Annotated in this window: 20 protein-coding genes; 7 read left to right on the top strand and 13 right to left on the bottom strand. The window is 57.6% G+C overall.

Going from position 1 to position 20,749, the window contains the following annotated elements:
- Window positions 1-6: 6 nt before the first annotated feature.
- From ABVF61_RS04040 to ABVF61_RS04050, 3 genes are all read left to right on the top strand, one after another.
- Window positions 7-1,284 carry a malonyl-CoA decarboxylase gene (locus ABVF61_RS04040; RefSeq protein WP_353992245.1) on the top strand — a complete coding sequence of 426 codons (1,278 nt, stop codon included), beginning with the start codon at window positions 7-9 and terminating at the stop codon, window positions 1,282-1,284.
- Between the two features lie 113 nt (window positions 1,285-1,397).
- A complete protein-coding gene (locus ABVF61_RS04045) occupies window positions 1,398-2,456 on the top strand; it encodes an MBL fold metallo-hydrolase (protein WP_353992246.1) in 1,059 nt (352 codons plus the stop codon).
- 226 nt (window positions 2,457-2,682) lie between these two features.
- Window positions 2,683-4,371 carry an aspartate:alanine exchanger family transporter gene (locus ABVF61_RS04050; RefSeq protein WP_353992247.1) on the top strand — a complete coding sequence of 563 codons (1,689 nt, stop codon included), beginning with the start codon at window positions 2,683-2,685 and terminating at the stop codon, window positions 4,369-4,371.
- Between the two features lie 115 nt (window positions 4,372-4,486).
- Here the strand turns inward: ABVF61_RS04050 and ABVF61_RS04055 are convergent, their stop codons facing one another.
- Window positions 4,487-6,154, bottom strand: coding sequence for a L,D-transpeptidase scaffold domain-containing protein (locus ABVF61_RS04055; RefSeq protein WP_353992248.1), 1,668 nt, complete (start codon window positions 6,152-6,154; stop codon window positions 4,487-4,489).
- Window positions 6,155-6,207: 53 nt separating this feature from the next.
- Window positions 6,208-7,188, bottom strand: coding sequence for an isopenicillin N synthase family dioxygenase (locus tag ABVF61_RS04060; RefSeq protein ID WP_353992249.1), 981 nt, complete (start codon window positions 7,186-7,188; stop codon window positions 6,208-6,210).
- Between the two features lie 366 nt (window positions 7,189-7,554).
- Between ABVF61_RS04060 and ABVF61_RS04065 the strand changes: the two genes are divergently transcribed.
- Window positions 7,555-7,941 carry a helix-turn-helix domain-containing protein gene (locus ABVF61_RS04065; RefSeq protein ID WP_353992250.1) on the top strand — a complete coding sequence of 129 codons (387 nt, stop codon included), beginning with the start codon at window positions 7,555-7,557 and terminating at the stop codon, window positions 7,939-7,941.
- Between the two features lie 20 nt (window positions 7,942-7,961).
- On the top strand, window positions 7,962-8,225 hold the full coding sequence (locus ABVF61_RS04070) for a hypothetical protein (RefSeq protein WP_353992251.1): 264 nt from the start codon (window positions 7,962-7,964) through the stop codon (window positions 8,223-8,225).
- 395 nt (window positions 8,226-8,620) lie between these two features.
- Here ABVF61_RS04070 and ABVF61_RS04075 read toward each other — a convergent pair whose 3' ends face one another.
- The 9 genes from ABVF61_RS04075 to ABVF61_RS04115 form a co-directional block, all read right to left on the bottom strand.
- Window positions 8,621-9,379, bottom strand: coding sequence for a GNAT family N-acetyltransferase (locus ABVF61_RS04075; RefSeq protein ID WP_353992252.1), 759 nt, complete (start codon window positions 9,377-9,379; stop codon window positions 8,621-8,623).
- Window positions 9,380-9,657: 278 nt separating this feature from the next.
- Complete coding sequence (locus ABVF61_RS04080; RefSeq protein ID WP_353992253.1) at window positions 9,658-10,596, bottom strand: acetamidase/formamidase family protein; 939 nt, start codon at window positions 10,594-10,596, stop codon at window positions 9,658-9,660.
- Window positions 10,597-10,605: 9 nt separating this feature from the next.
- Window positions 10,606-11,637, bottom strand: a complete 1,032-nt coding sequence (locus ABVF61_RS04085; RefSeq protein WP_353992254.1) for a branched-chain amino acid ABC transporter permease — start codon at window positions 11,635-11,637, stop codon at window positions 10,606-10,608.
- Window positions 11,634-12,530: a branched-chain amino acid ABC transporter permease gene (locus tag ABVF61_RS04090; protein WP_353992255.1), complete on the bottom strand. Its 897-nt coding sequence runs from the start codon at window positions 12,528-12,530 to the stop codon at window positions 11,634-11,636. Before ABVF61_RS04090 ends, ABVF61_RS04085 begins: the two co-directional genes overlap by 4 nt.
- A gap of 1 nt (window position 12,531) precedes the next feature.
- A complete protein-coding gene (locus ABVF61_RS04095) occupies window positions 12,532-13,236 on the bottom strand; it encodes an ABC transporter ATP-binding protein (RefSeq protein ID WP_353992256.1) in 705 nt (234 codons plus the stop codon).
- Between the two features lie 53 nt (window positions 13,237-13,289).
- Window positions 13,290-14,444 carry an ABC transporter substrate-binding protein gene (locus ABVF61_RS04100; protein WP_353992257.1) on the bottom strand — a complete coding sequence of 385 codons (1,155 nt, stop codon included), beginning with the start codon at window positions 14,442-14,444 and terminating at the stop codon, window positions 13,290-13,292.
- A 25-nt stretch (window positions 14,445-14,469) separates the two neighbouring features.
- Window positions 14,470-15,195 carry an ABC transporter ATP-binding protein gene (locus ABVF61_RS04105; protein ID WP_353992258.1) on the bottom strand — a complete coding sequence of 242 codons (726 nt, stop codon included), beginning with the start codon at window positions 15,193-15,195 and terminating at the stop codon, window positions 14,470-14,472.
- Window positions 15,195-16,505, bottom strand: a complete 1,311-nt coding sequence (locus ABVF61_RS04110; RefSeq protein WP_353992259.1) for a type I glutamate--ammonia ligase — start codon at window positions 16,503-16,505, stop codon at window positions 15,195-15,197. Before ABVF61_RS04110 ends, ABVF61_RS04105 begins: the two co-directional genes overlap by 1 nt.
- On the bottom strand, window positions 16,495-17,397 hold the full coding sequence (locus ABVF61_RS04115; RefSeq protein WP_353992260.1) for a MurR/RpiR family transcriptional regulator: 903 nt from the start codon (window positions 17,395-17,397) through the stop codon (window positions 16,495-16,497). The genes ABVF61_RS04110 and ABVF61_RS04115 overlap by 11 nt, the downstream gene beginning before the upstream one ends.
- A 20-nt stretch (window positions 17,398-17,417) precedes the next feature.
- On the opposite strand from ABVF61_RS04115, the gene ABVF61_RS04120 reads away from it, so the two are divergent.
- Together ABVF61_RS04120 and ABVF61_RS04125 are read left to right on the top strand one after the other, a co-directional pair.
- Window positions 17,418-18,245 carry an N-formylglutamate amidohydrolase gene (locus ABVF61_RS04120; RefSeq protein WP_353992261.1) on the top strand — a complete coding sequence of 276 codons (828 nt, stop codon included), beginning with the start codon at window positions 17,418-17,420 and terminating at the stop codon, window positions 18,243-18,245.
- Complete coding sequence (locus tag ABVF61_RS04125) at window positions 18,242-18,883, top strand: cysteine hydrolase family protein (RefSeq protein ID WP_353992262.1); 642 nt, start codon at window positions 18,242-18,244, stop codon at window positions 18,881-18,883. The genes ABVF61_RS04120 and ABVF61_RS04125 overlap by 4 nt, the downstream gene beginning before the upstream one ends.
- Window positions 18,884-18,950: 67 nt before the next feature.
- Here ABVF61_RS04125 and ABVF61_RS04130 read toward each other — a convergent pair whose 3' ends face one another.
- Window positions 18,951-19,814, bottom strand: a complete 864-nt coding sequence (locus ABVF61_RS04130; RefSeq protein ID WP_353992263.1) for a sugar phosphate isomerase/epimerase family protein — start codon at window positions 19,812-19,814, stop codon at window positions 18,951-18,953.
- Window positions 19,811-20,719 (bottom strand): NAD(P)-dependent oxidoreductase, encoded by a 909-nt coding sequence (locus tag ABVF61_RS04135; protein WP_353992264.1) that lies wholly within the window; start codon window positions 20,717-20,719, stop codon window positions 19,811-19,813. The genes ABVF61_RS04130 and ABVF61_RS04135 overlap by 4 nt, the downstream gene beginning before the upstream one ends.
- Window positions 20,720-20,749 lie beyond the last annotated feature (30 nt).

The following is a 20,749-nucleotide window of genomic DNA, read 5'->3' on the forward strand; positions in this document are numbered from 1 at the left end:
AGACCCATGACGATTCTCGGTGACCTGCTGTCGACAATTTTCGAGCGCAGATACCTGTTGGCCGCGTTCGACAAATCCGACTCGCGCACAATGGAGGAACTGATTGGAGCCCTTGTCGGCGCAACGGGCGAAATAACCGGCCTGTCGGCCGCCAATCAGATCCTGAAGCGCTACCTGGATATGAGCGATGAAGAAAAACTGAGTTTTTTTCATCACCTGGCCAGCGACATGAACATTGACCCGGAAGAAGTTCGCGGTGCGCTGGAAGCCTATGAAGCCGAACCCAGCAAACAGACCTATCGGACCTTCATGGCCGCCGTCGAGCCACAGCGGCAGGAACTGATCCGCCGGCTGAACCAGATCCCGGGCGCAACGGAAACACTGGTGCAGATGCGTGCCGATCTGTTGCGGCTCGGCAAAACCGACCCCAAACTTCAGGCTCTTGACCAGGATTTCCGTCACCTGTTCCTGTCCTGGTTCAACCGTGGCTTTCTGGTTTTGCGCCCTATCAGCTGGGAAAGCCCGGCGCACATACTTGAGAAAATCATCGCGTATGAGTCCGTCCACGAAATTGCGAGTTGGGAGGATTTGCGCAGCAGGCTTGTGCCTGGTGACCGCAGGTGTTTTGCATTCTTTCACCCGACAATGCCGGATGAGCCACTCATCTTTGTCGAAGTTGCGCTGACGAGCGATGTGCCCGGATCGATCCAGGGTCTATTGACGGAAGACCGCGAAACGCTTGCATCTGAGACCGCAAAAACCGCCGTGTTCTATTCCATTTCGAATTGCCAGGCCGGTCTTGCCGGCATTTCCTTCGGCAATTCAATGATCAAACAGGTCGCGGCAGATCTCGCCGCCGAACTGCCAGGCCTTAAAACATTCGTGACCCTTTCTCCGATTCCGGGCCTGTTGAGCTGGCTCAAAATGGAGAACATTCCTTTCCTGCATGCAGATGCGAAACAGATCAGGTTGCTGGCCGCGCATTATCTGGTGTCCGCAAAGAGACAAGACGGATTGCCACTGGATCCCGTGGCGCGGTTTCATCTGGGCAACGGAGCCATGATCCATGCCGTGCATGCCGAGGCAGACACCTCTCCGAAAGGATACGCCCAGTCGGCCGGAGCCATGGTGAACTACCTTTATGATCTCAACAAGGTGGCCCAAAACCACGAACGGTTCGCAACCTCCCAGGAAGTCGCTGCTTCAGGCGAGATCCGCAACCTGGATGCGGCCGCCAGAAAACTGGATCTCAGGAAACAGGAAAACGAACAGGCCACGGCCTGATCGCCCATCCTGTCTTCAAACGTCGCGACCGACTATCTGTCGATGAAAATTTGCATGATTCCTTAAAATCGATATTATTTTAGAAGAATAATATAAATCGATGGGAGGAAGTCATGTCACGGATGCTGTTGGGAGCCCTTCTGGCCGGTGCGGCCCTGATTGCAAACGGTGGCGCGATGGCAGAAAACTGCCTGAAAGTCACCTTGACGGGGACGCAGGGCGGTCCGCCTGTCTTCAAAGGTCAGGCTGGCGCAGGCACGCTCGTGCAATTCGGAACCGTTGAAAACAAGTGCAATGACGTTAGGCTGCAGTTCGACACGGGGCGTGGCACAACGCAAAGACTGAGCGAGGCCGGCGTGCCGGTGGGCCGGATCGATGCGGTCTTCCTGACGCATCTGCATTCGGATCACACCGAAGGATTTGCAGACATGATGCAGCTGCGCTGGCATTTCAACTCGCAAGGTCCCAAGGTCGATCTGATCTGCAGCGAAGAGACCAAGTCACCGCTCGGCTTTGCCCTGAGCTGTGCACGCTTCGCCAAACATATCGGTGATCCGTTGATCCAGTCCGGTGAAATCGCACAGCGGCTTGCCGAGAACAAGAAACGTCTCCCCGGCGGCCCAGCGGAGCTGATTGCCGTAAAGGACTTTACGCCCGAAGATGAACCGAAAGAAGTCTGGTCCAAGGGAGATGTGAAGGTCAGCGCAATCCGCTCGACCCATATTGCGGGTCACGCGTCCTACCGGGTCGATACGCCAGCCGGAAGCGTCGTCGTGGGCGGTGATGCAGGAAATGACATTCGTAAACCGCCGCGCGAAACGTCCACGTCAAACCAGGTGGAGAAGCTGGCGAATGGCGCGGACATCGTAGTTCATTCGACCATCCATCCCGTGATGGGACCGGACGGCGGCACCGGCTTTCCACCACCGATCTATTTCCGGCAAAGCAATGCAACAGACCTCGGCCACCTCGCCAGGCGGGCCGGTGTAAGGCATCTGATGCTGACGCATCTTATCCCTCCCGTCGGAGCCCCTAGACAAGGCCCCTATAAGCTGCCGAATGGCGCACTTACGGAGGCTGATTACCGCTCGGCCGTGACCGAGAGCGGCTTTGAAGGCGAGACAGTTGTCGGAAGCGACCTCGCCTCTGTGACTTTGACCCAGGCGAACTGAATCTCCCGAAATCGCCTGCGTTCAATGGGCCGGTTCCGCACAGTCGGAACCGGCCTTTTGGTTTGTGCCGTTCGGCGCAAGCTTTTCGGAACCGCGCGCGCCGCCATTATTTTGACGCAACAGGCGCGCAGGAGGTGTCTCGATTTTCCAGCCTCCGTTTCCGGGACTTTTGTGATAAGGCCAAGTCTCGGGCGGCCGGTTCGGTCCAAACAACAAGACACCGCGCATGACCATCGACTTCTCGCAGATCTTTCACCAGGATTCCGTGCTCGTTATCTTCACGATCATCGCGATCGGGTACCTGATTGGAAACATCCGGGTCGCCAGGTTTGAGATCGGGGTCACTGGCGGGGTCCTGCTGTGCGCCCTCGTCTTCGGGCACTACGGGTACAAGATTGACCCGATTGTGCAGTCGATCGGTTTTACGCTGTTTATCTATTCCGTTGGCTGGCAGGCGGGCCCGCAAATCCTCAATGTCCTGCGTCAGGACGGTCCGAAATACCTGGTGCTGACCGTGTTCATGGCGGGTGGATCGTTTCTGCTCGTACTGGGGATAGCCTGGGTGACAGGTCTTTCCAACACCTTCTCCGCAGGGTTGATGGCAGGCAGCCTGACCAGCACGCCGACCCTGGTTGGTGCGCAAAATGCGGTCTCATCCGGCCTGGTGTCTCTCCCGAGCGGCGAAACGGCGAGCACGCTCATTGAAAACATCAGCGTCGCCTACGCGATCACCTACATCTTCGGAACTGTCGGCCTTCTTCTCGTCGTCAAACTGTTGCCGAGCCTCTTGCGTGTCGATCTTGCCGCTGCGGCAGAAACATTTGCCAACGAGCGGGGGTTCAAGAGCGAAAATGTGGACGACAAGGTCGAACGGCCGATCCTGCGCGCCTATGAAATCAACGATCCTGACCTTAACGGGCTGACGATAGCTCAAGCCCTGGCGGACAGAACCGCGAAGGACATCAGTGTCAGGTCACTTTACCGTTTGAAGCGCGGCGCCGAGCTCATTGATCCGACACCGAACACCGTGATCGAAGTGGGCGACAAGGTAGCCGTCTTCGCGACACCGGAAGAACACGCCAAGGCGCGGGATCTCTACGGCCTTGGAGCGGAAGTTCTCGACCGGGATCTGATCGACGCGGTTGTCGATGTCGCCGAAGTCGTCGTGACCAATCCGAGTGCAGTCGGACGGACACTGGACCAGCTCGGAATCTACGAGCGTCACGGCTGTTATCTGATCCGGATCACGCGCTCGCAAATCCAGCTACCCCTTGCGCAGGGAACCGTGGTGCAACGTGGCGACGTGATGATCCTGACCGGCGAACGACGCGCGCTTGACCGCGCAATCGCGGAAATTGGAGCTGAAGACCGAAAGGCGGTCGAAACGGACCTTTTGACTTTCGCCGCCGGCATCGTCTTTGGCCTGATGCTGGGTCAGATTACGGTGAAGATCGGAGACATCAATGTCGGTATCGGGACCGCCGGAGGCCTGCTTGTTGCTGGTATCTGCGTTGGCTTCCTGCGCGCAAACCGTCCGACATTCGGCCGCATGCCGGCCGCGGCCCGCTTCATTTTGATGGAACTCGGACTGCTCCTCTTCATGGTCGGCGTCGGTCTGAATGCGGGTGGCGGCATTGCTTCGGCGCTCGGGTCTGTCGGTCCTGTCCTGTTCCTATCAGGTGTCGTCGTAACCTGTCTGCCGCTTCTGTGCGGTTATGTGTTCGGGCGTTTGGCGCTTGGCATGAACCCCGCGCTTCTGCTGGGAGCCCTCACAGGTGCAATGACGAGCACCCCTGCCCTCGGCATTGTACAGCAAGCGGCCAAAAGCACGGTTCCCGCGCTCGGATATGCGGGCACTTATGCCCTGGCGAATGTCCTGCTGACCCTCGCCGGTACAATGATCATGCTGCTATAGATTTTTCCTTTGTAACGTCTCGGACCTGATCAGGCGCACCACAAAAATACGACCGCAACGGCAACCGGCTGAAAGCCGCGCGGTAAAACAACGCAGCGGAGCCGCGGCATGATCACTACGGTTTCGGGCGTCCCGACAAGGCTGCCGTCAGACGCGCATCCTCCAGATAAGGGTCGTTGCCGAAGCGGATCAGGCCTTGCCTCTGCACCCAGACCGACTGGTGCGACACGACAGCCATGAGACCGCCGCGCGCCGGGAAAGTCACCGTATCCTGTCTGGAAATGCGATCCTCGATTCCGTCGACAGGCAGAACGCGCGGCTCGATGATCTGGTCAAGAATCTCTATGCCGTTGACGATCCCGAAGGCGGTTTTAGGCAGATAGGGATTGCAGAAAAGACCATCTTCCGGCGCGGCGGCGAGATCGAATAGCTGCAGTCTTTGTTCCTGGCGGAGCCGGTAGGCATATTGACCGAGCGGGTTTTCGCTGGAGGCCGGCAAATAAAGGGCATACTGCTCGCGGTTGCTTGCACGTTCAATGTCGCGCAGGCTCGCGTCCTTCCAGGGAAGCGCATCCAGAGGAACATCGGCGCCGCTGCGTTTCAGGTAATATCCGGCCGCTTCAACCTGCTCGGGATCCTTTCTGAGACGAGGTAAAAGCTCCTTGCCGAAAAACTCCCAGGGCACCTGCCATGTCGGATGAAACGTAACGGCTTCGATGGTCGTTGCGAGTGTCGTGTGGTTGCGGTCCGGGCAATTCGGAAACGCCTGGCCCTCGCGCACGACGCGGCCATTTTCCAGAAAGACGTAACTGTTTTCACCTTTGTTGATGAAGAGCTGCAGGCGCGCATATTCGTTCGGCAACCAGCGGATCCGTTCCATGGCATTGGTCAATTGCTCGATCCGCCGATCGATCGGGATGTTCAGTGCCCTGATCAGTTCCGGCGTTACCTCGCCGGAAATCTCCAAGCCGTATTGCAGGCGGGCTTGACCGACGGCAAATGCCAGTCGCTTGTCAAACACAGGATCGCCGGACGCTTCGCTCAGAAGGCCATCTTGAAAAAGCCGTTGGCGAAGGGCCGGCACATGCGTTCCGCTGGTCCCTGCTTCAAGGACCTCTGCCGGTTGCAGGTAAAGGAAACCGCCGTTTTCACGAATGGTTTGAAGATGCTGCAAATGCCCTTTCAAACGTCTGTAAGTGTCGTCCTGCGGCTGCCAAATCGCAATGAAGGCTTCAAGACCCTCGGAAGACACCAGGCGTGACAGGGCATCAACCGCGTCGATTGAATTCGACGGCATGTAGGCGTCAGGGTAAAGAACCCTTGGAGACACGCGCCCCGCCCGCAGGTCGTGCGCAAAATCGAGGAAATGTCCCGTGTAGAGAAGCTCCACCCAGGCGACGTCCGATGGAGACGACGTGCTGTTAAGTGTGGCGACAGCTTCCTCAAGGACCAACGGCGGATAATCCTCAGCCCGCAGCCCTTCGTGCTGTGCAGTTTCCATTTTCTGCACCAGCTCAATACTTCGCGGTTCGTCCAGCCAAAGCACCTGCCCCTGTTCGGAATTGTAAAAGGCAGAAATCTCCTGGCGCCGTTTTTCAACAATCAGCGGCAGTCTTTCGGGCTTCGACAAAAGCCAGCGCACATTTTCAAGAACGTCATTCGCCTTGGCAGGCGTTACAAGAGCCAGGAGCACAGCCAAGGCCGCGCCCCAGAGCCTTGGACAAAGGCGCACGAGCCCGTCCACATTCATGATCTGATCGCCGTCGTCATAAGGTTTACTCACTGGAGACCGCCTGTCTGGGTTCTTACGTCAAAGATCACCTTGTGGATGTACGTTTACGACCCGCCTTTTTCGCCATCACCGGGCCTCACGTGCTCATAGGTTGCGTCGAGCCTGGAACGCAAATAATCGGCACCCGAGATTGCAGGGTACTTTGCAGGTCTTGTCTCTGACATGCATCCCGGCAGGCAGGAAACGTCCGCATCCGGATTCGGATCGAGGAAAAAGGCGATCGAATACCGCTCAGACCCGCCTTTGTTGACGACCCGGTGAGGTGTCGACACATAGATGTCGTTCGACCAGCGCATCAGGCAGTCGCCGATATTGCAAATGAACGTGCCGTCGATTGTCGGCGCTTTCAACCAGACACCGTCGCGCCTGCGCACCTCAAGTCCGCCAACAGCATCCGGCAGCAAAAGAGTGATGTTGCCATAATCGGTGTGCTCGCCTGCACCGATTTGCCCCTTGCCGGCCGTCTCGGGATGCGGCGGATAATGGAGAAGCCTGAGGGTCGCCATAGGCGCATCCAGCTTGTTGTCAAAAAAGCTGGCGTCAGATCCAAGATCGACAGCGATTGCGCGGTGCATTTCGCGGCCAAGAGCCCAGACGGCATCAAAGTAGGAAAGAAGCGTTTCTTTCCAGTGCGGAATATCGGGCCATTGATTGAGGGCGCGAAACGGTTCGTTTGCAACAATCCTGGGATCGTCTGCCATCAGATCCAAGCCGATGTTGAACGCCTCCTTCAGGTCCGGCAGCGTGTTCGGGTCAAGGTTTTCTCCCTCATGAGGAACATAACCGCGGTTGGTTTTGAAGAAGTCTTTTGTCAACCGCATCTTGTCTTCGAGCGGCAGCGCAAAAAGCGCGTGCGAAGCTGAAAAGGCAGCATCTATGAGTGACGGGTCCATCCCGTGGTTCTTCACATAGAAAAAGCCGATATCGCGGGCGGCACCGCCGATCTCGTCGGCGACCGTCTGCAGTCCGCCGGGAGCACCGTCAAGGAGCGGTTTCAGATCGATGACGGGAATGTCCCTTAGCATGGCATCCTGTTGCGATGATTAAACAAAACGTGCAGGCCGGCCAAACGGCCCGGCTTCGAAGCATCCGTGCGCCGAAACCATGTGCAATTACCTTCGCACAGCAACACGCCGCGTCAAGAAGTATTGGACTGTACTGAAGGGGAAGACTGCGAGCTATCCTAGTTTCCAATTCGATCACAGCTGCGTCAATTTCGTCACGCAAGTGATGCGTCGCGATCGCCGGAAACAGGTCCTTTCAAGCGTTAAGGAACTTTAGAAAAAGGTGCTCCAAACGAGCCGAACACCGGGACTCTCAGGTTGCAATTTTGTGGCCTATCGCGTAATTGTCATTCATAATTTGGTAACTTTTGTTACAGGACGCGTAACATGGAATCACCTGTGGGTGAAATCGGCTTCGACGTCACAACCTGGGCGGACAAAGCGATCGAAGCGAGCGGTATGAAGAACACGGAGGTCGCTGACCTTTTGTGTCTGACCCCTGCATCCGTCTCGCGTATCCGAAAGGGAAAGCAGGCGCTCAGCGCGGAGCACATGCTGCTTCTTTCGCGGGAACTTAAAGCCCCGCTACCTGGCGAAATAGCCCAGGAACCAAGCCGGGACCGGCAGTGTCTGGACAAGGAACTATACCTGAAAGCGCTGGAGAGTGTCGTCGAACAGAACGACAGAAAACCGGCCCACCAACGCATGAACCAGTTTGAAATTCTGGAAAGCGTTTTTTTTGTCTACGAGGCTCTCGTCAAACTGAAAAAGTAAACTGTGAACGGTAAAAAAATATGAGTGTGCAGGACTTTACAAAAGAACAACTTCAGTTTCTGGAGCTGTTTGAAATTGCCGCCAGATACGACTGTTTGTATCTGTTGGACTTTCACTGTTTCAACATGTTCAACCACGATCAAACCAGTCTTTTGACCGATGCGGAACGTGCCGAACTTGCCGTCGAGGCAAGAGGCGACATTTTCGCAGAAGCAATCCAGCGTGGTTTCCAGCCGAACCCGGGACCCTTCGGACAGATCGATGAGCAAGAATACCTTTGTTGAACCGCTTCCGCTCTCGCACGTCGAAAATGGACTTGCCGGAGAGCGGGCGAAGTTTCTGCTGAATACCTGGATGGAAAATCGCGGCATCATGATCCGGGACAGCCGGATGACGAAGCTGAGCCCCTGGCTGCTTTTGACCCTTCCATCCGCCAAACAGGGTGACGTTCCCAAAATCACCTTTGCCGGAAATCAGACGACGTTCCGTCGCTTTTTTCCGCATGCGCTCGATCCTGATGCGCCTAAACCTGCAACGAGTTTCCTTCCGCAGGTCTATCGCAAGGGTGTTGCCGACGCCTACCAGACTGCGTTCAAAGGCGAGCCTTGGCTGGACATCCAGCGTACCGGAAATCGCCTTGGCGCCGGCGTCCCCGACATGACATTGCAACGGCTGCTGGTCAGGTTCGAGACCCGTTCTGGGATTGTTCGAATATTCTGTCTGATGGAACTGCTGGAAATCCACGAGCGACGCGATCTATCAGATCACACACGTCATCCGCTGTATTCCCGGCAAAAATCAGATTGGCATCCAGCGTACCAGGCAGCGGCTCTTCCCAATTCAGGGCATGGTGCGAACATCTGGTAAAGCCGCATTCGCGCCAGAAGCCGTCCAGGAACGTATGCCCCTGGATCCAGCCGTAGTAAAAACCAGCGCCCCAGTCGTGCAGCGCCTCGATTTGGGCGAGCTGGTTCAACAGCCCACCGAGCTTGTGCCGGCGCCACTCCCGCGCAACGTAAGTCCCCCCGAGATAGACAACGTCTCCGGTGATCCTGCGCCCGACGCGCGGCTGGTCCTTTGACAAAACCACCTGACCGCCCAGCGCATTCGGATAACACCGGTGAAAATACTTCCGCCAGAAATCCGTAAGCGTCATCGGATATTCCATACGATCGAACCGCGCACAGACCCGTCCGACCATCTTTTCGTCCGGATCTGTCAGCGCCAGCCAGAATGCCTGCGACGGCGTGTATGTATTGAGAGTTGGCGTAAAATGGCCTTCCAAGGGTGGAAACCTGCTTTCTGCAGCCATCGCCTCCACGACGTCGAAGTCGGAACCGCGGCGCAGAACAAGACCGAGGTTTTGAAATTCCCGGTCAATGACGCCCCAAGCGCGCTTTACCTGCGCCTTGTCCAACTCAAAATCCAGTCTATGCATGAAACGCCCAGCCTGACCGACATCCGATTACACTAAACGCAATTTAGTATTGCATTAAGCTTAACAACTTTTGCAATCGCATAGGTTGCACGATCCCTGACGAATGGTATCAGAGTCGCCACTTTGATGGGCAGGCACCCCAAGACGTTAAACAGGATTTTTTTCCCAATGGCAGGTTCAATGCATACGTTGCGGCGATCCTGAATGGGCATTCCCCGCGTTCAGGATCGCGTCGCGCGAACACGGCATTACGCCAACGTTAATTCTTGAGACGGATTTCAGTCCAGAACACTCTTGGGAAAGTAGAAGGAAACGGTCCAATTGGGCATGTCGACAATTTCCGATATGCGAAGATCGCCGCAGACCGAGCACAGCATGTATGCATCAAGCGCGCTCATCCCCGTTGTTGCCGCAACCCAGTCGACCATTCCCGAGACCGCATCCCGGGCCGCCTGCATCAGATCCTCGCCGATACCGGTTGTTGCCCTATAGCCTTTGGCATCGAAATGCCGCGTCACCGGCCCGTCCGTTTCAAAGCGGGGGAACGGGTAGTTTGCCTGCTTGATCAGGTCCACCTTGATCGCGACATCCATCGGGCTTTCGATCGCCGTTCCGCAGATTTCACCATCTCCCTGGGCGGCATGGGTGTCGCCGAGCGACAGCATGCCACCAGCAACCTCTACCGGTAGGTAAAGCGTTGTTCCAACGGCATTGTCCCGGATGTCCAGATTGCCTCCGACACGGCGCGGCGGCACCACCGAGTGAAGTCCGGGTTCTGCAAGCGCGAGTCCGATCGTGCCGACAAAGGGCTTTAGGGGAACAGTTCCGCCTGGCCCATAGAGCGCGGGTTTCATCGAGACGGAATCGTACTTCCAGATGTGCAGCGCCGGATCCGGAAACTGGTCCGTTAGCAGCCCGAAGCCTGGAATGTTGGCCGTCCAGCCCCAACCGGACGGTTTGAAGTCCAGAAAGGTAATCGCAACCGCATCTCCCGGTTCGGCCCCCTCGATGAAAATCGGCCCCGTGACCGGGTTGACCTTGTCGAAGCTGAGATTGCCGAGATCGGCAACCGTCGAATTTGCATTGAACTGGCCGCCCGAGCTGTCGATCGTCTCCACTTCTATGGTTTCTCCGGGCGTGACGCTCAGGATCGGGTCGATCGAATTGTCCCAGCCGAAGTGGTGCGCGTGCTTGTGGATCGTATGATTGCAGGCCACGTCTTCCTCCTAGAAAGTCTTGCGAACAAACAGAGTCTCGATTTCCCGGTTCCCCATGATACCCGTCGGTCTGAACGCCATTGTCAAGACAATGACGGCACCGAGCGCGATACCGGACAGCCCAAGGGCTTCAGGCAGCTCAATGCCAAGCAGAACGGGGCCCGTTTCCAGGTACCGGACACCTTCAAGTCCGAACGAGATCAGAAACGTTCCGAGAACCGCCCCGGTAACGGTGCGCATGCCTCCGAGGATCAGCATGGCAAGGGTCAGAAACACATGGTTGAAATAGAATGGCCGCGCGGAAATCGTGCCAAGGAAATACGCGTAGCAGATACCGGCGACAGCCAGGATAACCGCACCCAGCACCCAGGCGATCAGTCTCAGCTTGTAGATCTCAACACCCATCGCAGCCGCGCCAACTTCATCGTCGGCGCTGGCCCTGAGCTGGATGCCCCATCGGCTCTCCCGAAAGAGCCGGCACACGATCACCGCCAGGATGGCGATCCCCACCACCCAACTCAGGTCGAATACCTGCGGAATGCCGAAAAACGCCTGATTTCCCTTGAAGATATCTGTCCGGTAGAGAAAGACCGCATGAACAACTACCAGAACGGCGAGCGTCACGATGGTCGCGCCGATACTGGTCAGACGGACAATGAAAAGGCCGAGCAGAAAGGCCAGAATAGCGGTTATCGCAATAGCGATGGCAGCGGATAGGATCGGGTCGAGCGAAAAATCAGCAAGGCCCCACGGAGCGGCCGGCAACGAGATCTTCTTGATGTTTTCCGGCGTGACGCAAAGAGCCGCGGCATAGGCCCCGATCCCCATAAAGGCGCTGTGGGAGAGGTTGGTAATGCGCGCATTTCCCATGAACACCTGCAGGCCAAGAACGACAATCAGGTTGACATAGGCCGAGTAAACGAGACGGATCTGGTAACGCGAGCCGAAGTAAAGCGTTGCCACCCCGACCGCCACGAGAACGGCCGCAAGCAACGCCGCTCCGACCAGACCAGATCGCTGACTCTGGCTCAGCCGGATCAAAGCTTGTCTCCTTTTTCGATGGCTGGTGACAGAATACCGTCCGGCCGCCAGATCAGGATCAGTGCCACGATCATGAAAACGAAGGCGTCGGTCATCCCGCCGAGGCTTTGCGGCAGCATCACCAGCATGGCCACCTCGACGGCCCCGAGCAGGAACCCGCCCAACACGGCACCGGGTAAACTTCCAAAACCGCCAACCACGCAGGCGACAAACGCCTTCAGTACGGGGTCGAAGCCAAGATGCGGATCGACACTGCCGCGGCGGGCCATGATGAAGATGCAGGCAAGCCCGGCCAGGAGGCCCGAGATCAGGAAGGCCATCGCAAAAACACGGTTGGCCTTGATGCCGGTGAGCCGCACCATCTCGAAGTCAAGGGACGCCGCCCGCACTGCCAGCCCGAGGACGGTGCGGCGCAGAAACAGCATAAGAGCAACGATGACGACGATCGTCGTGAAAGTTTCAAAGACCTGAAGCGAAGCGAGTCGTATTCCGGCGATCTCGATCGGCCAGTCGAGGAAATAGAGCGAAGTCACGGCAATAGGACGCGGTGACACGAACATCAGGAAAACGTTCTGTAGCACGATGGAGACACCGAACGCAGTCAGTAGTCCGGTCGTCGGATCGGCCTTGCGCACGGGCCGGAAAGCAACCCGTTCCAGCGTGAGCGAGGCCAGCATCGCGGCAAGGACCGCGCCGCCCATCACGATCACCGGATTTCCAATGGCAAGCGCGGCAAAGGCGACCATCGTATAGCCGCCGACCGCGATGATCTCGCCATGGGCGAAATTGACCAGGCCCATGATCGAAAAGACAATGGCAAGTCCGAGCGCCAGCAGTGCGTATTCGGCTCCGAAACTAAGCGCGTTCAGAACCTGCTGAATGACATATTCCATATCAGGCGACCCCCGTCAGCTCTGCCATCAGCTTGTCGCTCTGCCCCAGTTCGTCGGCGGTTCCGTGGGCGACTATCCGGCCCGAACTCATGAGGTATGCGTAGTCGGCGAGCTTGAGCGCCTGTGTCGCATTTTGTTCAACCAGCAGGATTGTCATGCCCCGTTCTTTCAATGTGGCGATCAGATCGAAGATCTGCCGGACGATCTTGGGCGCAAGCCCGAGGCTCGGCTCATCCAGAAGCAGGATCTTGGGTCTCGCCATCAGCGCACGGGCAATCGCAAGCATCTGTTGTTCGCCGCCGGACAGCGTGCCGGCCGCCTGGTCCCGGCGCTCGGCCAGAATAGGAAACAGCGAAAACCAGTGCTCAATGTCCCTGCTCTTTTCCTTCGGGTCTTTTTGCAGGGCCGCACCGAGTATCAGATTTTCCAGGATTGTCAGGTTGGAGAAAATGCGCCGTCCTTCCGGGGAAACCGCAATTCCGGCGGCAATGCGCGCCTCAACGCTGTCGCTTGAAATCTCGCGTTCCTCGAACCGGATCGACCCGGTTGCGCGCGCGATGCCCGTAATGGCGGAAATCGTTGATGTTTTCCCGGCACCGTTCGGTCCCAGAAGCGAGATGCACTTGCCCCTTTCCACGTTAACGGAAATGCCATGAACCGCTTCGATCGGCCCGTGAAAGACATGGAGATCCTGGATGGTGAGCATTCGGTTCGCCTGGCTGACGCGGCCTTCGACAGGCAAAGGCCGCGCCGGTGTTGTCAGTTCCAGTCCGTCGGGACATTGGCCGGTATGTCGTTCGTAATCAGAACGCGCTTGCCGTCCTTGTATCCGATGACCGGAATTGTCCGTTGGGCGTAAGTCTTGGTATCCTTGAACGAAATGGAATCCACCGTCAGAACCGGGACACTGTCGGCGGACCGGATTGCCTCCGAGACCGCCGCCGGATCAAGGCTACCGGCGGTTTCAACACCGAATTTCACCGCCATGATCGTGTCCGCTCCCGTTGCCGGGAAGAGACCGCCAACTTCAAAGCCCATGTCCTCGCATTCCTTCATGAATTTCACGACCGCGCTATCCTCGTGGCTGGGCGCGAGCGTTGCGAAGAAGACCTTGTCCAGGAGGCTCGGGTCGTCGGACCCTATGGCATCGAGCGAAGGATCGTCGAAACCATCGGAGCCGATAACCCAGGCATCGATCCCTGCGCTGCGCATCTGGCGCACGAGAACGCCGACATCGGGCATGATCGACGAGATGTAGACCGCGTCGGGCGGTGTATCCAGCGCCTTGATCTCGGCAATCTGGGGCGACCAGTCGGACGTCCCGAAGCTGAAGTTGAGCTTGGCCTGAACCTTGCCGCCATTCGCCTCGATCACGTCTCCGAACCAGAGCGGTGTGCGCGCCGACCAGGACCCGCCCTCATCCGACGTGAACAGGACAACGTTTTTCACACCCTGCTTGAGAGCATGGTTGGCCGCCGCAGTCGCGGTGAACGGGTCAGGCGAAACGCCGGTAAAGAAGTTGTCGACGATGCCGGCATGCATTTCCACCTGCGTCGACTGCGGCTGGAAGATCGAGACGCCATAACCTGCGGCAACCTGCGCGACCGGAATCATCGTGTCGGAAAACGGGATCGTGCCGAGCATGACGACGCCATCGTCCAGGAACTTCTGGGCAAGCGAGACGGCCGTTTGTGTATCGGAGCCCGTGTCCTGGATGAACAGTTCGATCGGCATGCCGTTGATGCCGCCGTCCGCGTTGATTTTTTCCGCCATGCATTTGGCACCCTGGAACTCCGAGTAGGGCGCATAATCACCGGTCATTGGAACCGCGAGACCGATCTTGACCGTATCCGCGGCGAATGCCGGTGCGGCAGCAACTGCAAGCCCGGCGAGTGTAAGTCCGATTTTCTTCACTATACCTCTCCTGTTTTGCGCCGCGTCAGGCGGCATTGGAATGGTCCTCGCCCAGATAGGCATCTATGACGTCCTGATTTGTTGTTATCTCTCGGGGCGTACCTTCAGCGATCACGGCTCCCATGTTCAGGACCGTGATCCTGTCGCAGAGCGTCATGATGAATTTGAGATCGTGATCGATGACCAGTGTGGCGCAGCCGAAGCGGGTCTTGACCCAGTCAAGCGCTGCGGCCAGCTCTTCCGTTTCCTGCTCGTTCATACCGGCGGCCGGTTCGTCGAGCATGAGCACCTTTGGGTTAAGCGCAAGCGCACGCACGATCTCCAGGCGCCTGAGATGACCGTAAGAAAGCGCGTTCGCCGGCATGCGCAGCTTGCCTTTTAGGTCAAACCGCGCCACAGCCTCATCAATCGCCGTGAGGTCCTCATGGCCTTCGGATCGAGCGGTGATTTGCGCGACCTCAATGTTCTGTCCAACCGACAGGTTCTCAAAGATGCGAAGGTTCTGGAACGTGCGCGCAATTCCCTTGCGGGTTCTGGCTGCCGCTCCCTTTCCATCCAGAATGTCACCATCAAGGGACATGGTGCCGCTTGATGGCGTCAAGAGACCGGAAATCAGATTGATCAAGGTCGTCTTGCCCGCCCCATTCGGCCCGATCAGTCCGCGCACCTCACCCGCCGCCACTTCGAATCTCACATCGCTGACGGCTCTGACACCGCCAAACTGTTTCGAAATGTCATTGAGCACGAGCATCAATAGACATCCTCGTAGGCTGCACATTTCTGCGCTGTTTCCATGCCTTCGAGAAAGGCCGCTTCGGCCTTCTTGTGGGCCAGATAAACGGAGGCAAAGTCTGGATCGAACCAGCCGGTGACAACTTCGTTTGCCGCAAACCGCTCAAGAGCGGCTTCAAGGGTTTCCGGCAACCGCACGAAGCCTTTCTGACTGAGTTCTTCTGCGCTCAGAAGGGACAGATCCTCTTCGGTGACTTGCGGTGCCGCGAGTTTTTCCTCGATGCCCTGGCAACCCGCGTGAACGATTGCCGCAAGTGCCAGATGCGGCGACGCGGCAGCGTCCCCGGCCCGGTATTCAATGTTGAACTGACGCGCAATCGCGTCCGAGTCCGTTGCTGTCACCGGACAGATGCGCAGGCTTGCTTCGCGGTCCTGAAGGCCGAGATTGTTGTAGGCCGCGCTCCAGCGGTGCGGTGTCAAACGCTCATAGGAAATGACGGACGGCGCCGTAAGCGCAAGAATGCTATCGAGATATTTCAGAACGCCGGCGGCAAACGATGCCGTCAGCGTTGAAAGCCCATACGCCCCCGCCGCGTCGTATGTCAGTGGCCCGTTATCGCCCATGAAACTCATGTGGATGTGGACACCATTGCCGACGCTCGACACATCACGAATTGGCGTGAACGTCGCTGCTTGCTCGAACCTGCGCGCGGTCATGCGTGCCAGCTCGCGCGTGATCACCGCCGCATCGGCTGCTTTCACTCCCTCTTCCGGTGCGATAGTCACCTCGAACTGATCCGGTCCATATTCACAGATGAAACTGTCCGGTGTCAGGCCGGCCTGCTCCAGAGCGGCCAAAAGCGTTTCTGCAAAACCGGAATGTTCTGCATGTCCTTGCAATCCGAACCCCTGATGCATGAGGGTCGAACCAGCGGCAAATTGGAATTCGTGCTCGAAAGCAGCCAGCAGTCGCGCACCGGTCAGCTCCTTCAGCCGGGACAGAGCGGCACGCAGGATAGAGCGCGTGCAAAACCCCCAGGGCCGGTCGTCCAGCGTCCGGATATCCGACAGCATGAAACGCTCAGGCGGCGTGCCATCTTCAAAATCGACGCTGATATCGGCTGACTGATCGGGAACGAGAGCAAGATCGCCGAAAGATCCGAAGGGGCTGTCGGCGATGGTGTCAAAACAGGTAATTTGCACATTCGTCGGAACCCAGCCCATGCCGCGTTCGCACCGCTTGTTCAACTGGTCCGCCGGAAAGGCCTTGCCACGGGTTTTCCCGGAAAGATCTGACGTCGCTGCGAATATCATCGGCTTACGTATCATGTCCGAGCTCCTGCCTCCCCTCCGTCAGGGCGTCCCACGCCGACACACGCTTGCTGTGTTTGGTCCAGTCCGTCTCGGCAACCCGCGTCATGATTGCCTCCATTAGCGTGAAACCTGCGGCGTAGCTGTCCCACACGGTGCCGCTTTCTACCGGGACGGCAAGCGTTTCACGCGCGTGGGTCACGGCGGGCGACAGCCACTTGTCCGTCAGCACGACCACATTCGCCTTCCTCTCGGTGGCCGCGAGCTTCGCAAGGTCGGTCACCGTTCGCTGGTATCGCCGGAAATCAACGACGAAGAGCACGTCCTTGCCGCGCATTTTCAATAGGCTGTCGGGCCAGGTTTCGGGGTCGGGATCGATATGAAAAACATCGTCGCGCAACCGCTTCAAATGGCGGCTTAGATGCTGCGCCACCAGATCACTCACACGTCCGCCCATCACGAAAATCCGCCGACCCGGATCGCTGAGCAGATCGCAGACACGTTCGAACTGAGCGTCGGTAATGCTCTGCGCCATTTCATCTATGAGCGCATTGGCGCGCCTGGTAAAATCACCCAGAAAAGATCCATCGACCTCGCGCTCCACCACCATCAGTTCGATCGGCGAACGCTGGCTCGCTTTCAGCTCCTGGATCAGTCTGCGTTGAAAGTCCTGATACCCCTGAAACCCCAGTTTCGAGACAAACCGCGAAATCGACGGAGACGAAATGCCCGTGCGTTCGGCAAGAACCTGAATGGGTTCAAGCCCGGCGAAAGGGTAATCCGACAGAAGCGTTGTCGAGAGCTTGCGCTCCGCTCCGGTCAACGCCTCTGAAGTCCCGGTAATCAGATCACGGATTGTGCTGTGAGCCACCATGTCACGCAGAGTGAGCTGATAAAAAAATCTTGTCAAGCTTTGCTATTTGTGACGAAATGAAAAAAGATTATCAAATCCTTCTGGAGCTCTTCATGCTCAAGGAAGCGGCATATTCCGCGGAAAATATGGGCAAAACCTTCCTTGCCGAGACGGATCCCGAACCTGTCGACTGCATCAGGGGACGCGAAGGTGCGGACGTGGTGCTTGTATGTGAACATGCCGGACGCGCGATACCGAAAAGGCTCGGCAGCCTTGGACTGATGCCGGAACATCTGGACAGGCACATTGCCTGGGATATCGGCGCGCTCGCCGTTTCCGAGCGGATTGCGGCAAATCTCGGTGCAGACCTGATCAAGCAGCGCTACTCGCGGCTTGTCTATGACTGCAACCGACCGTTCGAGGCATCGGACGCGACACCCGAAGTGAGCGAAGACGTTACGATCCCGGGCAACAGGAACCTTTCGCCCGAGGAACGCATGATCCGCAAGCGGACAATCTTCGACCCCTATGATGCCGCGTTGACCGCGATACTGGATGAACGGCCGAAACGGGCGGCTTTCGCCATCCATTCCTTCACGCCGGTCTATCTTGGCAAGCACCGCCCCTGGCATCTGGGTCTTCTATCGAGGACGGATCCGGATACCGCGGATATCATCGCTGCAACCATGCAAAGACGCGACAACCGGATGCTGGTCGGCAAGAATGTCCCCTACATGATCGAGGAAGACAGCGACTGGTTCATCCCGCGCCATGCCGAACCACGAGGTCTTGCGCATTGCCTGATTGAAATCCGCAACGACCTCATCGACACCAAAGTAGGCCAGAACATCTGGGCGGATCACCTGACCGCTGCCTTCAAGGATGTGCTGGAGAAAAGGAAATGATGCTTACACGCGAAGTCCCGCTTTTGCCGGATCAGTCCGGCCTGCTTTTCATAGACGTCCAGAACTTTGCCGCGCATCGCAGGGGGGCGGAATTCGACGGACTGTCCGACGAGGAGTTCGACCGGAAATACGGCTGGTTCTTCTCGGAAATGAAGACCCGCGTGGTTCCAAATATGCAACGGCTTCAGAAGGCATGCCGCGAAAGCAATGTCGAAGTGATGTACACAACGATCGAAAGCCTCACGAAAGACGGACGCGACCGCAGTCTCGACTACAAGATCACGGGTTTCAATGTCCCCAAGGGTTCCTGGGACGGGAAGGTCATCGACGAGCTGGAACCGGGAGACGATGAGATCCTCTTTCCCAAGTCCTCCTCCTCCGTCTTCGTCTCCACGCATATCCACTACGTGCTCGGCAATCTTGGCATCCGGCAACTCGTGATCAGCGGCATCGTCACAGATCAGTGTGTTGAGAGCGCCATCCGCGATGCCTGCGATCTCGGTTATCTGGTCACACAGGTAACAGATGCCTGCCTGACCTACACACAGGAAAGACACGATAACTCCCTGAAAACCATCAAAGGCTATTGCCGCCAGGTCACGACGGACGAGCTGATCGCGGAACTGGAAAACGCATAGGCGGCGTGCCAGTTGGAAAGCCCGGCGCTGAATTCAGCGCCGGGCGGATGTCCGTAAGCGCGTCATCTTACCCGAAATGGTCCTTGAACCGATCAACACACAGGCGGAAACCGACCTCGAAATCGCCGTTGCCCGGATGGTAGACACTCTCCAACGAGATCACGCCGTCATAGGCATCGGCTCTCAGCGCTGCGGCCATCGGTTCAAACAGATCCGCGAGCTGGCCCTCGCCCATGCGTTTCACCTCAAGCGTGGCGCGGGGCGTATCGACGAGAACGTCCTTGATGTGAACATGGCCGAGGTAACCGCCTTTCAGCTCCTCATAGCCGTCCGGATAAGCCCGCTCGTGACACCAGCAATTGTTCGCCGGATCCCAAAGCACTTTGAGGGTATCCCTTGCATCAAGATCGTCGATCAGCTTGCGCGCGGTGTAGTTGGAGTTGACCATCGTGCCGTTCCCGGTTTCCACGACAAGCGTCAGTCCCTCAGATCGCGCAAGCTCAACTGCCGGTGCGATCAGGGGAAGCGTCGCCTCCCACGCCCCCTTCGCAACATTCCACTTTTCAGCACCGCCCTTGCCCCAAAGGATCTGTTCCTTCTTGTTGGTCATGATCCGGACCAGCGGCGAAGCAAGCTCATGCGCCATATCCATGACACGCTTCAAGGCGTCCATATGTGTCGTATGGAGCGCATCTCCCGGCTTGTTCGCCGTCGTCATGCCGGCAAAGACGTGCCGGGACAGACAGCTGACCGGTTTGCCGTGCTTCTCCAACAGAGCCTTGATCGCGGCAGTTTCCTGGGCTGAATGATCGCCGACTTCTTTCTCTCCGACAAACTGCAGCTCGGCATAGTCCAGGCCAAACTCGTCCATCACGGTTAGCGCGTGAGCGAGGTCACGGCTGATGCCGTCGCAAATGACACCGAGTTTCATGCTTTTTTGGCCTCCTCGCGATGGAGTTCAGCTCCGATGATCTCCTCAATCACGCGCGTGCAGATCCAGTTGTCGCCATTTGGGTATTTCGTTTTTCCCGCGTGGAAGATCTGCATGGCGGCAGCGGCCGTGTGAAGCGGTACGCCGAGTTCCTCGCCAAGGTTCATCGAAATTGTAAGATCCTTGTGCATGGTATTGATATGACTCCCGGTTCCCTCGAACTGGCGGTCGATGATTTTCTGCAATGCGTTGTTGACCACCCCGCATCCCGCCGAAGAAGTCGAAAACACGTCCAGGATCACCTGCCCGGGCACGCCGCCCTTTGCCGCAAGCGCTGCCGCTTCAAAGGTTGCGGAGAACTGCGCGCCGATCAGCGACTGCAGGCATGCCTTGACCGTCTGACCGTCACCCGCGCTGGTTCCCACGCGGTGTATGTTTGCTGAGACGGCCTCCATTACGGGCTTGAACGTATCCAGAACAGCATCCGGCGCGGCTGCCATCATCGTGAGCGTGCCACCTTGAGCGCCTGGAAACCCGCCCGAGACGGGCGTGTCGATCAGGTGGATCCCGCTGCCGTCCAGCAGTGCCCCGACTTCACGCCCTTCGCGGGGCTTGATGGTTGCCGAAAGTATGATCGCACTGCCGGGCGCCATGGTCTCTCTCAAGCCGCCCTCCCCGAAGACCACGTCTTTGACCTGATCCCCGTTCATCACCATGACGAAGACCGCATCGGATCCTTCGCCGACGGCACCGGCACTTTCTGCGGCCTTCCCGCCCATCGCGGCAAATGCATTCATTCTGTCAGAAGAAAGGTCGAAACCCTTGGTTTCAAACCCGTTTGCGATCAGGTTCTTCGCGAGCCCGGAGCCCATGTCACCCAATCCGATCACACCAGTTTTCTGCATCCAAATTCCTCCGGTTGCACAACGTAAACA

Origin of the sequence: Roseibium sp. HPY-6 (genome assembly GCF_040530035.1) — a bacterium.
Classification (GTDB): domain Bacteria; phylum Pseudomonadota; class Alphaproteobacteria; order Rhizobiales; family Stappiaceae; genus Roseibium.